We start from the raw sequence: 13264 nt of genomic DNA, 5'->3' as shown, positions 1-13264 counted from the left end.
GGTGGGTTAACACCGAAAAAGTAAAAGGGAAGCTATGGCTTCCAAAGGAGATTGTTTTATGTTGAAAAAAGTTTTGGCCTCAGCTCTCTTGGTTTCTACTTTGACCTTGGCAGCATGTTCTAGCTCAAGTTCTAATACTAGCAGTTCTTCTGCTGAACAGACTCAATGGGAAAAAGTACAAGAAGCAGGTGTCTTGAAAGTTGCAACACCAGGTACCCTTTTCCCAACTTCTTACTACAACGATGCTAAAGAATTGGTCGGTTATGAAATTGACATGATCAATGAAATTGGTAAACGTTTGAAATTGGAAATCGAATACCAAGAAATCGGTGTGGCAGAAGCCTTTACAGCTGTTGACAGTGGCAAGGTTGATATTTCTGTTAACAACTTTGACATGACGGAAGCGCGTAAGGAAAAGTACAACTTCTCTATCCCTTACAAGTATTCAGTTGGTGGCTACATTGTCCGTGAAGATGGTTCATCAGGAATCGAAGCAGCTGACTTGAGCGACTGGACTGGTAAAAAAGCTGGTGGTGGTGCAGGTACTCAGTACATGAAAATTGCTGAAAAGCAAGGTGCAGAGCCAGTTATCTATGACAACGTAACCAACGATGTTTATTTGCGTGATGTATCAACAGGTCGTACAGACTTCATTCCAAACGACTACTACACACAAGTCATGGCCATCAAATGGGCAAATGCCAACTTCCCAGACATCAAAGTGAAGATGGGTGATGCAAAATACAATCCAACTGAACAAGGGATTGTCATGAGCAAGGCTGACACAAGCTTGAAAGAAAAAATTGACGAAGCTCTTGAAGCAATGAAAGCTGACGGAACTTTGAAGGCAATTTCTGAGAAATACTATGCAGGACAAGATTTGACAATCCCTGTTGAAAATGCTGATAAATTGCCAGTTATCGAAGTTGAATAAGAATTAGTATCAAATTATAGTCTTTTAGTTTACTTTTAGTACTCGCTCCAAAGGTTCGGGGAACCTTTGAAGGCTGGGGATAGGGCGAAGCAATTTCGCCTCAATAGCCGCAGGCATATCTCAATGCTTTCTTGTTTCTTGGCATTGACTTGAAACAGTCCCCCAGACTGTTTCAATCAGGCAAGGTGAGTTAACGAAGTAATAAAAGAAAAACTAAATGACGATAAATGCATCTTGTATAGACTTTGTCAGTCCCAGACTGGCAAGGTCTATCTGGTTTTTAGGAAAGAGGAGAAGATATGGATATTAACTGGCAGGCAGTTTTTAATGCAGCTATTGCAAGAGAGGCTATTCCACAGATTTTGGAGGGACTTCCCTACACTCTATCCCTATCCCTAATTGGTTTTGCCTTGGGGACTTTCTGTGGATTTTTTGTAGCCCTCATGCGGATGTCTAAGTTTGGACCCTTGCGTTGGTTGGCTATGGCCCATATTTCTCTCATGCGTGGCATTCCCCTCATGGTTCTTCTTTTCTTCATCTATTTTGGTCTGCCCTTTATGGGCTTGCAGTTAGATGCCATAACAGCCTCTATCATCGCCTTTACCTCCATGTCCAGTGCCTACATTTCTGAAATTATTCGTGCATCTCTTTCAGCCATTGATAAGGGGCAATGGGAAGCGGCGCGTTCCCTGGGTTTGCGGACCAATGTGATTTACCGAAAAATCATCATTCCCCAAGCCTTTCGCATTGCCCTTCCACCCCTTAGCAACGTCCTCTTAGACATGGTCAAAAGTACCTCTCTGACAGCCATGATTACTGTACCAGAGATTTTCAATAAGGCAAAAATAGTCGGCGGAGCCAAGTCGGACTACATGACCGTTTACATCTGTGTAGCCCTTATTTATTGGGCTATCTGTACCCTTTATGCATTTGGTCAATTACAACTAGAAAAACGCTTGGCGACTTATTAAAAACAGGATGGGTAAGACTAAAACTTTAGCCTTTCGATTAAAATTTGAACAATCAAAAATAGCTTAGAATTAACGTCTCGAATGGCGCGGTTCTAAGCTATTTTTTTATATTAAAGCCTTTTTGCTTCATCTCTTTTTATGTATCTACCCCTCACTCACATATTCCAAAATATCTCCTGGTTGGCAGTCTAGGATTCGGCAGATGCTCATCAGGGTGTTGAAACGAATGCCTTTTGCCTTGCCTGTCTTGAGAATGGATAGGTTGGCTTCGGTGATGCCGACTTGCTCCGCCAAGTCCTTGGAAGTCATTTGTCGGTCTTTGAGGACCTTGTCTAAGTTTACGCGAATCATTTCCATATCAGATAAACTCGCTGTTCTCGGTTTCAAGTTGTTGCCCCTTTTGTACTAAGGTCCAGACAAAATAAGTCAGGAAGATAAAGAGAGCATTGAGGGTAAAATCTGACCAACGCAGATTGAGGAAGTTGTTTGGGCCAGCAGCATTTGTCAGGGCAATCAAGCTGGTTAGTCCGAATTGACCAGCTGTCAAGACCAGCAAACTGATGAAGAGTTTCTGATACAGTTTCAGACTCGCTGAAGCGAAATAATCTTCTTCCAAAAGCAATTTACATAACTTTTGAATCAAGTAGGCAATATGACTGAGTGCCGCCAAGACGAGTAAGATTAATCCACTTGATAAAAGGATGAGCCAGATACCAATCTGGTCAATGGGTTTGTTAAAGGTATACTCCCAAGAGCCTAGCACAAAGGAGTCGCCTCCAAGACCAGCCAATGTGAAAAAGATATAGCAAGCAATCAAAAAATAGAAGAAAAAGCGAACACATGCAGCAACCAATCCTGCTGTTTTGAGTAGATTGTTTTTCATAGTAAACCTCCGATTATTATTGTTTTATGATAATATTATCTTCGTGATTATTATAAAACAATAATTGTTAAAATGCAAGCGTTTTTTTAGAATAACAAGAAAACCGCCAAGCAACTGGCGGTTTGAAGCTATTTAAAATACAGTAATCTCAACCCATTCAAAATCACCAAAATCGTTGATCCTTCGTGGCCGACCACACCGAGCGGTAGGTTGATAGACTGGAAGAGGTTAGAAATGATAAGAAGGGCAATAACAGAAAGGGCAAAGATGATGTTCTGCTTGATGATGCCCCGCATTTTCTTAGAGAGGTGAATGGAGTAAGGAATCCGTGTCAGGTCTTCCATGAGCACGATGTCGGCTGACTCCATAGCGATGTCCGTTCCGCTTCCCATAGCGTAGCTGACATTGGCTTGAGCAAGGGCAGGAGCATCGTTGATACCGTCGCCTACCATACCGACAGACGAAAACTCGGTTTGCAGTTCTTGGATAACAGCAGCCTTGTCCGTCGGCAGACAGTTGGCAATCACACGGTCAATACCGACCTGACTCGCCACATAACGAGCCGTCTTTTCTTGGTCGCCCGTCAGGAGAATTGGCGTCACGCCCATCTCTTTCAACTGGGCAATCAGCTGTTTGCTCTCTGGCTTCAAACTATCTTCCACCATGAAAATCGCCGTCAGCAGATCATTTTGACTGACATAGACCAGGGTTTTCCCAGTGCTTTCTGCCTCATCGATCTGTGCCAGCAAGTCAGCAGACAAGGGACTCACCAAACTATCCACCACAAAGCCCGCCTTACCGATTTTCCAGCTGTCGCCCTCATAGCCCGCCACCAAGCCTTTTCCGGTCACGTCTTCTAGGCTTTGGAGGGCAATAGCGGAGCTGTCAGCCGTATAGGTCATGAGAGCTTGAGCGATCGGGTGACTCGATTGTTTTTCAACTGCCTGAACAACCTGCTTGATAAGTTTTTCATCGCCAAGGTAGGTTGCTCCCACAACTTCAGGTTTGCCAATGGTTAAGGTACCAGTCTTGTCAAAGACGATGGCCTCTAGATTGGCGATCTTATCCGCAATGTCGCCTCCTTTGATAATCATGCCCTTGCGAGCCGCACGGCTGATGGCAGAAAGTGTCGCCGGTGAAGAAGATGCCACAAGAGCACATGGAGAAGCAATGGTCAAGAGAATCATGCCACGGTAGAAGGCAGTCAACCAGTCCCAACCCAGAGCAAAATGAGCAAAGAGGATAAAGAGCGGTACCACCACCAAGACAACTTTCACATAGGTATCTTCCATATTTTCAATGAAAGTCGCCGTTTTTGATTTGGATTCTTGGGCATTTTCGACCATTTGAACGATTTTATCGAAGAGGGCATCGCCTTTTTCAGCTGTAACTTGAACGGTCACCGTTGGACCTTGGTTGATAGTGCCGCCGATAACAGCAGCACCAGCTACTTTTTCCGCAGGGAGTGGCTCGCCTGTAATCATGGATTCGTCAAAGATGGATTGTGGGCTGATGAGGGTTGCATCCAGTGGGACCGTGTCGCCCTTGCGAACTTGTAGGAGGTCACCGATGCGGATGGCTGCGGTGTCTAAGACAGTGATGTCACCATTTTCCTCGATTTTGCGAGCCGTTGGAGGGGTCATGTTCATCAGAGCTGCGATGGCATTTTTGCTTTTTTCCATGGCTAATTCTTCCAGAGTAGAAGAAAGGGAGAAGATAAAGATGAGTAGAGCCCCCTCCATCCAGTAGCCGATTAGACCAGAGCCGATAGCAGCCAAAATCATAAGGAGGTCAACAGACAGGTGCTTATCGAAAATGAGCTCAGAAATGCCTTCCTTGGCAGACTGGTAGCCACCGATGACAAAGGCTGAAATGAAGAAGATAGGAGTCCATCCCTGTCCAGTCTGAAGCAGAAGGATACCCATTAGAATGAGCACCAAGCAGAGAGCGGTTGTGATGATGTGGCTGTGTTGTTTGAGGTTGGATACGAGTGTCATAGTTTTCTGTTTCCTTATTTATAATTATTATCATTTAACTAAGTTAATTATAACGATTATAAAAAAGAAAGTCAAGTTATTTATAACAATTCTAAATAAGAATATTCTGATAATTCAAAGGGAAATAAAAAAAGCGACAAAAAGCCGCTTTGATATTCATCTTTTAGCCTTGGCAATCAGGACAAATGCCGTAGATGGATAGCACCTCTTTTGTAATTTTGTAACCAGTTTGGGTATGAGCTTCCTTCTTCAAGCTCGGGATTTCTACATCCATGAAATCAGTGATTTTTCCACAGACTTCACAAATAACATTGAGGTGCTCATGCCCCATAAAGTCATAATAAGTTGTATTATCATTGGTCCGTTTCAATTCAGTCACGAACCCTTCTTCCAATAGAAGTTTGAGGTTGTTGTAAACAGTCGCCAGGCTCATGTTGGGGTAGTTAGGGAGTAAATCTTGATAAATCATTTCAGCACTAGGGTGGTCATCGCTTTCGATAATGTAGGCAACGACTGCTTTTCTAGTTTCGGTAATGCGTACACCCTTTTCTTTTAGATGTTGGATGACGTGTTCAAAAGCAGTTTGGTTTTCTGCATTGAGGTGAGAATGGAGTTCCATAGTTTCCTCCTTTCGTTACTATTTTATAAAAATTCTAAGATACAATATTCAGTTTCATTATAGTGTATTTGGGAGGTTGTGTCAATTTTGAGACAGGAAATCTGTCATAGGACAGTTTGATGTCTCATGACTTGTTTACATACTTTTCCTGTGCTACAATCAAAACATGACAAGATATAAGGCAATTATTTCCTACGACGGACATGATTTTTCTGGTTTTCAGCGCCAGCCCCATGCTCGTACAGTTCAGGAAGAAATCGAAAAAACGTTAGTAAGATTGAATAGTGGCCAGCCAGTAACTGTTCATGGTGCAGGTCGGACAGATGCAGGTGTACACGCTTATGGTCAGGTGATACACTTTGACTTGGCTGGCAGTCGAGATACTGAGAAGCTCCGCTTTGCCCTAGATACCCAAACCCCTGAGGACATTGATGTGGTCCAGGTGGAGCAGGTGGCGGATGATTTTCATTGCCGCTATGCCAAGCACAGCAAGACCTATGAGTTTTTGGTGGACATTGGCCGGCCCAAGAATCCTATGATGCGCCACTATGCGACTTTCTATCCCTATGATTTGGATTTGGGCTTGATAGAAGAAGCTATTCAGGACCTAGTGGGGACTCATGATTTCACAGGCTTTACAGCATCGGGGACTTCAGTCGAGGACAAGGTGCGGACCATCACGGCGGCGACCATGGAGTACGACCAGCGGCGCCAGTTCTTGATTTTTACCTTTTCAGGCAATGGCTTTTTGTACAAGCAGGTGCGAAATATGGTGGGGACCCTGCTGAAAATTGGCAATGGTCGGATGCCTGTGGGGCAGATTAAGCGGATTTTGGCGGAAAAGGATCGTGGTTTGGCAGGTCCAACTGCGGTAGGCAACGGCCTCTATCTAAAGGAGATTATCTATGAAGACTAAGTATATTTTGGCGCTTTCGGGCAATGATATTTTCAGCGGTGGCGGTCTCCATGCAGACCTGACCACTTACACAGTCCATGGCCTGCATGGTTTTGTGGCGGTTACCTGCTTGACAGCTATGACGGAAAAAGGGTTCGAGGTCATTCCGACAGACGGTGCGGTGTTTGCCCAGCAGTTGGCTAGTTTGAAGGATGTGCCCTTTTCAGCTATTAAGATCGGCTTGCTTCCGACGGTGGAAATAGCAGAGCAGGCCTTGGAATTTATCAAGGCCCATCAGGATATTCCAGTGGTTTTGGATTCGGTCTTGGTCTGCAAGGAAACGCATGATACCGAGGTCAGCCAGCTGAGGGATGAACTCTTGAAATTCCTTCCCTATGTCAGCATCATCACGCCAAATCTGGCAGAAGCTCAGCTATTGCTCCAAAAAGACATCCAAACGGTGGAAGAGATGGAGCAGGCGGCGGTGGCACTTTATGACTTGGGTGCCAAGTCGGTGGTTATCAAGGGGGGGAACCGCTTGGGAGGTTCACAGGCTGTCGATGTTTACTATGACGGACAGGAAGTGGTGGTGCTTAAGTCGCCCCTGCTTTCAGAAAACAATGTGGGGGCGGGCTGTACCTTTGCGTCCAGCATTGCCAGTCAGCTTTTGCTGGGTCAGGACTCTTTGGAGGCAGTCAAATTATCCAAGGACTTTGTCCATGCAGCCATCTTAAAATCAGATCAATATGGGGTGATTCAGTATGAGAAATAAAAAGACGCAAGAACTTGTATTGCTGGCCATTCTAACGGCTTTGACCTTGACTCTGGCTTTTGTCCACGTACCGACACCAACGGGCTTTGTCACGTTGTTAGATGTTGGTGTTTTCTTTACAGCCTTTTACCTGGGCAAGAAAGAAGGATCCATTGTCGGCGGACTGTCAGGGCTTCTGATTGACTTCTTGCTGGGCTATCCCCAGTGGGCTTTCTTTAGTTTGCTTTTCCACGGTGCTCAGGGCTATTTTGCGGGTTGGACAGGTAAGAAACGGATTCTCGGTTTAGTCTTGGCGACCCTCTCTATGGTTGGAGGTTATTATCTAGCTTCTCGACTTTATTTTAATGACCTGAAAGCCATTGAAAGTGTTCTAAGCAATATCTTGCAAAACACAGTTGGTTTGGTAGTTGGTTACATCTTGGCTCAGGCAATAGAAAGAATTGGTGCAGTAAATCATGTCATTAAAGGAAATTAAAGACCAAACTAAGCAAGTTGTCGAAGAGATTTTAGAACTCAGCAATCTTCAAAAGGGTCAGATTTTTGTACTAGGTTTGTCTTCTAGTGAGGTCATTGGTGGGCATATTGGCAAAAATTCCAGTCTGGAAGTTGGAGAAGCCGTTGTCGAAACCATTCTGGATATTTTGACTCCAAAAGGCATTTACCTAGCTGTCCAAGGCTGTGAGCACCTCAATCGTGCCTTGGTAGTGGAGCGGGAATTGGCTATCCAGAAAGATTTGGAAATGGTCAATGTCCTGCCCACCCTTCATGCAGGTGGCTCTGGACAGTTGGCAGCCTTCAAGTATATGAAGGATCCAGTCGAAGTGGAATTTATCACTGCTCAGGCGGGTGTGGACATCGGCGATACAGCTATCGGTATGCATATCAAGCACGTCCAAGTGCCGATTAGACCGAGCTTGCGTGAGATCGGCCAGGCCCATGTCACTGCTCTTGCCAGCCGTCCCAAACTGATCGGCGGAGCCCGTGCGGCTTATCTGGAAGATCAGATACGGAAAAATTAATCACAGCCAAGCGGTTGTGATTTTTTTGAAAACAAAATCCTTGCCAAGTGGATTTCTTTTTGCTAAACTTGTTCTTGTGGTTGATACAAGTTCAAAAGGAGGATTTCCATGGATACCAAATTTTCAGTAGCTTTGCATATCTTGACCATGATTAGCGAGAGTAGTGACGTCATGACGTCGCAGGCCTTGGCAACCAGCGTCGGTACCAATGCCAGTTATATCCGCAAGGTCATCGCTCTCTTGAAGAATGCAGGCATCATCCAGTCCCAGCAGGGCAAGGCTGGCTATGAGTTGAGCAAGAGTCCGGCGGACATCAGCCTTCTGGACATCTACTATGCTACCCAGGAAGTCACGCATATCCAGCTCTTTCAACAGCACCAACATGCTAATCAAGCCTGCCCAGTTGGTCGGCACATTGCAGGAGCTGTCCAGCCAATCTTTGCGACCATTGAGCAGGATTTGCAGGATAGATTATCCCAAGAAAGCTTGGCCCAGGTCATTGCTAACTTGTATCAAGAGGCAAAAAAATCCAACTGACTTCCACAAGTCAGTTTCTATTTAGTACAACTTAGACTTGTATTAGATACAAGTCTACGAATAAAAGGAGTAAACCATGAAAGCAGCACAACATACATCTTATAACAAAAACAATATCGTACTTAACATAACTGACATTGCTAAACCTCAAATCAAACCCAATCAAGTCCTTGTCAAAGTGACAGCGGCAGGTGTCAATCCTCTAGATAACATGATTTCTCGTGGAGAGGTTAAAATGATTGTACCTTATAAATTGCCACAAACAGCGGGCAATGAGGTCGTTGGTTTGGTCGAGGAAGTCGGATCCAGCGTGACAAATTTTGCAGTTGGTGACCGTGTCTTTGGTCGTCTTCCTCTCGACAATATCGGTGCCTTTGCCGAGTATGTAGCGGTTGAGGCTACAGCCCTTGCCAAAGTTCCTGCCTATCTGACGGATGTGGAAGCGGCGGCTGTTCCCCTGACTGCCTTGACCATTATGCAGGCACTGGACCTCATGGGTGCAGAGGCTGGCAAGACCATTTTCATCTCAGGCGGGACAGGTGGTGTCGGCGGGATGGCCATTCCCATTGCCAAAGCCAAGGGCTTGACCGTCATTACCAACGGTGATGGTGCAAATGCAGAGCGGGTATTGGCGTTGGGTGCTGACCAGTTTATCGACTACAAGACAGAAGATTACACTAAAACAGTTAAAAATGTTGACTATGTCTTGGACACACTTGGCGGTGCAGAAACTGAGAAACAGATGTCAATCATGAAAAAAGGTGGTCAGCTGGTTTCCCTCCGTGCCATGCCAAACGGTGAATTTGCCAAACGCATGAACCTACCAAAATGGAAGCAAGTCCTGCTTGGCTTGGTTGGTCGCAAGTTTGATAAAATGGCTGAAAGCTATGGCGTACACTACCATTTCATCTTCGTAGAAAGCAATGGGCAACAGCTACAAGAAGTGGCAGATATTTTCAGCAAGTCAGAAATTAAACCGTCTATCGACGCTGTTTACCCATTTGAAGAAGTCAACGCAGCCTTGGACAAGGTCGCAAACGGTCGCTCACGTGGAAAAACTGTCCTCAGTTTTAAATAGTAGGAGTACTTATGTCTTATATCACAACTAAAAATCAATACATTACTGTCGCTGGCAGTCAGATTGCCTACCGTGAACTAGGTAAGGGCAAGTCTAAACTGCCCTTGGTCATGTTGGTCCATTTGGCCGCAACCTTGGACAACTGGGATCCAAAATTGCTGGATTTACTGGCTGAAAAAGAGCACATCATCGTCCTTGATTTGCCTGGCGTCGGTGCCAGTCAAGGCAAGGTAGCTCCTACTATTCCAGGAATGGCAGAGCAGGCTCATGCTATTATCAAGGCCTTGGGGCATACGAAAATTAACCTGCTCGGTCTTTCTATGGGTGGTTTTATTGCCCAAGAAATCGTCCGTCTCGATAGCCAAATGGTTAACCGCTTGATTCTAGCAGGAACAGGACCTCGTGGCGGTTTTGAAGTGGATAAGGTGACAGGAAAAACCTTCCGCTATATGCTGAAGGCAGGTCTGGAGCGCGTGGATCCCAAACGCTATATTTTCTACAACCACGATGAAGCAGGCCGACTGGAAGCTGAAAAAGTTTTGGCTCGTATGGGAGAAAGAAAAGCTGAGTATGCAGACAAGGACATGAATGTCCCAGGATTTTTAACACAGTTGAAGGCCATCAAACGCTGGGGTAGAGATCCTCAAGACGATATGACCTTTATCACGCAACCAACGCTGATCGTCAACGGTGACAAGGATATGCAAGTACCGACTGAGAACTCTTATATCATGCATGAGAAAATCAAAAACAGCCAACTGATCATCTATCCAAATGCGGGTCACGGATCTATCTTCCAAAATGCAGAGGCCTTTTCAACAGCCTTGATAGCCTTTTTGGAGGAATAGCACCCGCTAATCTTGACGATACAAGGCCTGCAAAGTCCCCAAAATCACCCCAGCTTGTTCTTGAAAGAGTTGATTGAGTTGGGTGGGATTTTCTGGCATACCACGTGAGATCCACTCATTGATCCAGCCGAAAATGGCATAGGCGAAAAAGGATTTACCGTATGCGACATCATTAGGCAGGTCAGCTGTTAATTCAATCTTTTCCTTTATAGTATCCACGATGACCTGAGTTAGCTGGTAGCGGTAGAGGATGCTGTAAAATTCCTTGTACTCTTGAAAATGCTGGAAGAGGCTTTGAAAGACCCTATCAGGTGTTGACTGCGGGTTGGCTTCAAACTCTCGTCCCCACTCCTGCATGAGTCGGCGGGATTGCTGGGAGAGAACATCTTCTAGCGAAGAATAGTAACGATAAAAGGATGCTCGTCCGATTTGGGCTTTCAAGCAAACCTCCTTGACCGTCAGGTTGTGGAGGTCTTTTTCTTGTAAAAGTTGAATCAGGGTCTGGCTCAGCTGGTTTTCTACATAGTATTCTTTCATGAGACATTTTTCGCTTTCTGTCTTATTTTGCATGAGACACTTGTCTCACTCTTCTATTCATTGTATAATACTCCTAGTTTTTTCACAAGTCTGATGTAAAAAGAAAGGAATTGTGTATGAAAAAGATAAAAAAATACCTCTTGTGGTTACTTGGAATTGTAGCAGGTTTGGGCCTGGTTGCTTATGTGACAGTTACCAACCACCCGCAGCTAGTAGTTGGAATGATTCAATCTCTCATTTATCAGGAGAGTTCACCCAACTCCTACAGTCCTCTTTATGAAGCTATTGACGGTCCGAAAGAAAATGGTCACTATCTGAAAAGTGAGATTGCCTATAGCAAGGAATATCCCAATAGCTTTTTAGATATTATCTATCCAGACTCAAATCTAGACGCTGATCGTCCAACGCTTTTTTATTTTCATGGTGGTGGCTTCTTTGCAGGTAGTAAAAATATGGGTGACCCGCTGGCAGCCAGTGAAGCGACTTATTTGATTGATGATATAGTGGCAAAAGGGTATAATGTAGTAAATGTGGACTACGCTTTGGTGCCAGATTACCACTTTCCAACGCCCCTCATTCAGATGAATCAGGCGATTGCCTATATAAAGGAACACGCTGCAGAATACCATTTGAACATGGACAATGTCGTTCTAATGGGCTCATCAGCAGGTGCAATTATGGTTGCCCAATATGGCAGTGTCTTAGCCAATTCAGACTATGCTCAGCTATTGGACTTCAAGCCAAGCATCGCAAAAGAACAGGTCAAGGCTTTGGTCATTGATGATGCCCCTTTGGATTATCCCAAGCTTTCTCTGGGTGCCAAGATGCTGGTGGGCAACTATGTGGCGGGGACCATTTATCTCAGTCAGGAAGAAATCAATGCTTACAACCCGATTTTCCATGTGACCAAGGATTATCCAGTAAGTTTCCTTTTGGGTAGTGAATATCGTACCGACCTAATCACGCTTCAACAGGCTTTGAAACGGGTGGATGTGGTTCATGAGTTGGTCGATCCCTTAGCAGAGAAGGGACTGGAAAAACCGCATGGCTTTGTGTCGAATTTGCGGACGGACCCTGTCTCTGCAGAAGCCTTTGACCGTATGATGATCTTTTTAGAAGAACGAACGAAAGAATGAAAAAAAGAAACTTACACGACCTGCCACCCAAGTGGCGTAATGTTATTATTGGCTTACGAATAGCAGCGGTAATCTTACCCTTGTTATTCTTACTCTATTTTTGGCTGACCCTGGGGTCCTTGATACAGGTAATGGTGGGATAAGATGAAGTTTAAAGAATTACCTAAAAAAAGGAAAATCCAATTGATCCTCTTGTCCCTCTGGACTACGTTCTGTCTGCTCTTGCTGGTCGGTTTTACCGTCTTTTTGCAGTCCTATCGTGCAAGCAATCAAGCCCACCGAGCAGTCTTGGTGAAGGAAGACAGTCAGCTGATAGGGGAACGGTTGGTGATTGACCGACCTGGAAAAGAGCCTGTCCGTGTCAACCTTTACCGTCCAAGTGAGGCTGGCCAAACTCCGCTTCCCTTGGTGGTCAATGTCCACGGTGGTGGTTTTGTCAGTGGAGATGCAGATGTACTAGACACGCAAAGTCAGCGGCTGGCGGATCAATGGCAGGCTGTCATTGTAACGGTTAATTATACCAAGGCGGATGTTCAACCCATTTCCTACGGAGCAGAGGAAATCAAAGATACGATCTTGTATTTCACCATGGAAAAGGCTGCTTACGGAGTGGATCCGACTCAGTTTTCCATAATTGGCTACTCAGCAGGTGCTAACCATGCCGCCCTTGCCAGCGAATTATTGGTCAAGGAACAGTTTGACTTGGCAGGCTTGATCATGGCTTATCCCTGGACGACGGGACTTTCTGTGGCCAATCAATGGGAAGATTTCCCGCCAACGCTTTTTGTCTTGGCAGGTCAGGACCCCATTTCCCAAAAGGCCAAGCCCTTTATGGAAGACATGATAGAAGCAGGTCGCACAGTGGATGTCATCGACTATCCAGAAGCAGTGCATAGTTTCATCGAGTCCAACAACCCCGAAGGTTTGACAGGGGCGACGACGGATATGTCTCAGGTGGTCAATGCAGAGCAGGAAAACTTGGCAAGACAGGCAGAAGCAGCAATCGGTGACTGGCTAGACAGTCAAAAGTGAAAGGAA

General features: G+C 45.2%; 16 protein-coding genes. 11 read left to right on the top strand and 5 right to left on the bottom strand.

What is annotated here, in order from left to right; all coding sequences use genetic code 11:
* Positions 1 to 58: 58 nt before the first annotated feature.
* Together ODU41_RS07480 and ODU41_RS07475 are read left to right on the top strand one after the other, a co-directional pair.
* On the top strand, positions 59 to 934 hold the full coding sequence (locus tag ODU41_RS07480) for a transporter substrate-binding domain-containing protein (protein ID WP_024414389.1): 876 nt from the start codon (positions 59 to 61) through the stop codon (positions 932 to 934).
* Positions 935 to 1233: 299 nt separating this feature from the next.
* Entirely contained in the window at positions 1234 to 1905 is a 672-nt protein-coding gene (locus tag ODU41_RS07475) for an amino acid ABC transporter permease (protein WP_024414390.1), read from the top strand.
* Positions 1906 to 2049: 144 nt separating this feature from the next.
* On the opposite strand, the gene ODU41_RS07470 is transcribed toward ODU41_RS07475, so the two are convergent.
* The 4 genes from ODU41_RS07470 to ODU41_RS07455 all read right to left on the bottom strand — a co-directional run bounded on the left by ODU41_RS07470 (position 2050) and on the right by ODU41_RS07455 (position 5404).
* Positions 2050 to 2262, bottom strand: a complete 213-nt coding sequence (locus ODU41_RS07470; protein ID WP_024414391.1) for a helix-turn-helix transcriptional regulator — start codon at positions 2260 to 2262, stop codon at positions 2050 to 2052.
* A 1-nt stretch (position 2263) separates the two neighbouring features.
* Positions 2264 to 2788, bottom strand: a complete 525-nt coding sequence (locus tag ODU41_RS07465; protein ID WP_024414392.1) for a hypothetical protein — start codon at positions 2786 to 2788, stop codon at positions 2264 to 2266.
* A 128-nt stretch (positions 2789 to 2916) separates the two neighbouring features.
* Positions 2917 to 4785, bottom strand: a complete 1869-nt coding sequence (locus ODU41_RS07460; protein ID WP_024414393.1) for a heavy metal translocating P-type ATPase — start codon at positions 4783 to 4785, stop codon at positions 2917 to 2919.
* Positions 4786 to 4948: 163 nt separating this feature from the next.
* Positions 4949 to 5404, bottom strand: coding sequence for a Fur family transcriptional regulator (locus tag ODU41_RS07455; protein WP_014636557.1), 456 nt, complete (start codon positions 5402 to 5404; stop codon positions 4949 to 4951).
* A 166-nt stretch (positions 5405 to 5570) separates the two neighbouring features.
* On the opposite strand from ODU41_RS07455, the gene truA reads away from it, so the two are divergent.
* The 7 genes from truA to ODU41_RS07420 all read left to right on the top strand — a co-directional run bounded on the left by truA (position 5571) and on the right by ODU41_RS07420 (position 10553).
* Complete coding sequence (gene truA, locus ODU41_RS07450; protein WP_024414394.1) at positions 5571 to 6320, top strand: tRNA pseudouridine(38-40) synthase TruA; 750 nt, start codon at positions 5571 to 5573, stop codon at positions 6318 to 6320.
* A complete protein-coding gene (locus tag ODU41_RS07445; protein WP_398578845.1) occupies positions 6310 to 7071 on the top strand; it encodes a bifunctional hydroxymethylpyrimidine kinase/phosphomethylpyrimidine kinase in 762 nt (253 codons plus the stop codon). Before truA ends, ODU41_RS07445 begins: the two co-directional genes overlap by 11 nt.
* Positions 7061 to 7546, top strand: coding sequence for an ECF transporter S component (locus tag ODU41_RS07440; RefSeq protein WP_024414396.1), 486 nt, complete (start codon positions 7061 to 7063; stop codon positions 7544 to 7546). Before ODU41_RS07445 ends, ODU41_RS07440 begins: the two co-directional genes overlap by 11 nt.
* Positions 7527 to 8090 carry a TIGR01440 family protein gene (locus ODU41_RS07435; RefSeq protein ID WP_024406459.1) on the top strand — a complete coding sequence of 188 codons (564 nt, stop codon included), beginning with the start codon at positions 7527 to 7529 and terminating at the stop codon, positions 8088 to 8090. The genes ODU41_RS07440 and ODU41_RS07435 overlap by 20 nt, the downstream gene beginning before the upstream one ends.
* 108 nt (positions 8091 to 8198) lie before the next feature.
* Entirely contained in the window at positions 8199 to 8627 is a 429-nt protein-coding gene (locus ODU41_RS07430) for an Rrf2 family transcriptional regulator (protein WP_024406460.1), read from the top strand.
* A gap of 76 nt (positions 8628 to 8703) precedes the next feature.
* Entirely contained in the window at positions 8704 to 9705 is a 1002-nt protein-coding gene (locus ODU41_RS07425) for an NADP-dependent oxidoreductase (RefSeq protein ID WP_024406461.1), read from the top strand.
* A gap of 11 nt (positions 9706 to 9716) precedes the next feature.
* Positions 9717 to 10553, top strand: a complete 837-nt coding sequence (locus tag ODU41_RS07420) for an alpha/beta fold hydrolase (RefSeq protein ID WP_024414397.1) — start codon at positions 9717 to 9719, stop codon at positions 10551 to 10553.
* 6 nt (positions 10554 to 10559) lie between these two features.
* Here ODU41_RS07420 and ODU41_RS07415 read toward each other — a convergent pair whose 3' ends face one another.
* The gene (locus ODU41_RS07415) at positions 10560 to 11123 is read right to left on the bottom strand and encodes a TetR/AcrR family transcriptional regulator (protein WP_024414398.1); all 564 of its coding nucleotides are present in this window, start codon (positions 11121 to 11123) and stop codon (positions 10560 to 10562) included.
* A gap of 83 nt (positions 11124 to 11206) precedes the next feature.
* Between ODU41_RS07415 and ODU41_RS07410 the strand changes: the two genes are divergently transcribed.
* A complete protein-coding gene (locus tag ODU41_RS07410; RefSeq protein ID WP_024406464.1) occupies positions 11207 to 12226 on the top strand; it encodes an alpha/beta hydrolase in 1020 nt (339 codons plus the stop codon).
* A 144-nt stretch (positions 12227 to 12370) separates the two neighbouring features.
* Complete coding sequence (locus ODU41_RS07405) at positions 12371 to 13258, top strand: alpha/beta hydrolase (protein WP_024414399.1); 888 nt, start codon at positions 12371 to 12373, stop codon at positions 13256 to 13258.
* Positions 13259 to 13264 lie beyond the last annotated feature (6 nt).

Origin of the sequence: Streptococcus sp. 2022WUSS083 (genome assembly GCF_044427155.1) — a bacterium.
In the GTDB taxonomy this organism is placed as follows: domain Bacteria; phylum Bacillota; class Bacilli; order Lactobacillales; family Streptococcaceae; genus Streptococcus; species Streptococcus hashimotonensis.
This window is presented reverse-complemented; position numbering and strand designations above follow the sequence as displayed.

Bases quoted from the DNA above. Each gene is read 5' to 3' on its own strand.
- ODU41_RS07410 (WP_024406464.1), top strand. From the start codon at position 11,207: ATGAAAAAGATAAAAAAATACCTCTTGTGGTTACTTGGAATTGTAGCA.
- ODU41_RS07435 (WP_024406459.1), top strand. From the start codon at position 7,527: ATGTCATTAAAGGAAATTAAAGACCAAACTAAGCAAGTTGTCGAAGAG.
- ODU41_RS07430 (WP_024406460.1), top strand. From the start codon at position 8,199: ATGGATACCAAATTTTCAGTAGCTTTGCATATCTTGACCATGATTAGC.
- ODU41_RS07420 (WP_024414397.1), top strand. From the start codon at position 9,717: ATGTCTTATATCACAACTAAAAATCAATACATTACTGTCGCTGGCAGT.
- ODU41_RS07465 (WP_024414392.1), bottom strand. From the start codon at position 2,788: ATGAAAAACAATCTACTCAAAACAGCAGGATTGGTTGCTGCATGTGTT.
- ODU41_RS07405 (WP_024414399.1), top strand. From the start codon at position 12,371: ATGAAGTTTAAAGAATTACCTAAAAAAAGGAAAATCCAATTGATCCTC.
- ODU41_RS07475 (WP_024414390.1), top strand. From the start codon at position 1,234: ATGGATATTAACTGGCAGGCAGTTTTTAATGCAGCTATTGCAAGAGAG.
- ODU41_RS07455 (WP_014636557.1), bottom strand. From the start codon at position 5,404: ATGGAACTCCATTCTCACCTCAATGCAGAAAACCAAACTGCTTTTGAA.
- truA (WP_024414394.1), top strand. From the start codon at position 5,571: ATGACAAGATATAAGGCAATTATTTCCTACGACGGACATGATTTTTCT.
- ODU41_RS07415 (WP_024414398.1), bottom strand. From the start codon at position 11,123: ATGCAAAATAAGACAGAAAGCGAAAAATGTCTCATGAAAGAATACTAT.
- ODU41_RS07445 (WP_398578845.1), top strand. From the start codon at position 6,310: ATGAAGACTAAGTATATTTTGGCGCTTTCGGGCAATGATATTTTCAGC.
- ODU41_RS07480 (WP_024414389.1), top strand. From the start codon at position 59: ATGTTGAAAAAAGTTTTGGCCTCAGCTCTCTTGGTTTCTACTTTGACC.
- ODU41_RS07425 (WP_024406461.1), top strand. From the start codon at position 8,704: ATGAAAGCAGCACAACATACATCTTATAACAAAAACAATATCGTACTT.
- ODU41_RS07470 (WP_024414391.1), bottom strand. From the start codon at position 2,262: ATGGAAATGATTCGCGTAAACTTAGACAAGGTCCTCAAAGACCGACAA.
- ODU41_RS07460 (WP_024414393.1), bottom strand. From the start codon at position 4,785: ATGACACTCGTATCCAACCTCAAACAACACAGCCACATCATCACAACC.
- ODU41_RS07440 (WP_024414396.1), top strand. From the start codon at position 7,061: ATGAGAAATAAAAAGACGCAAGAACTTGTATTGCTGGCCATTCTAACG.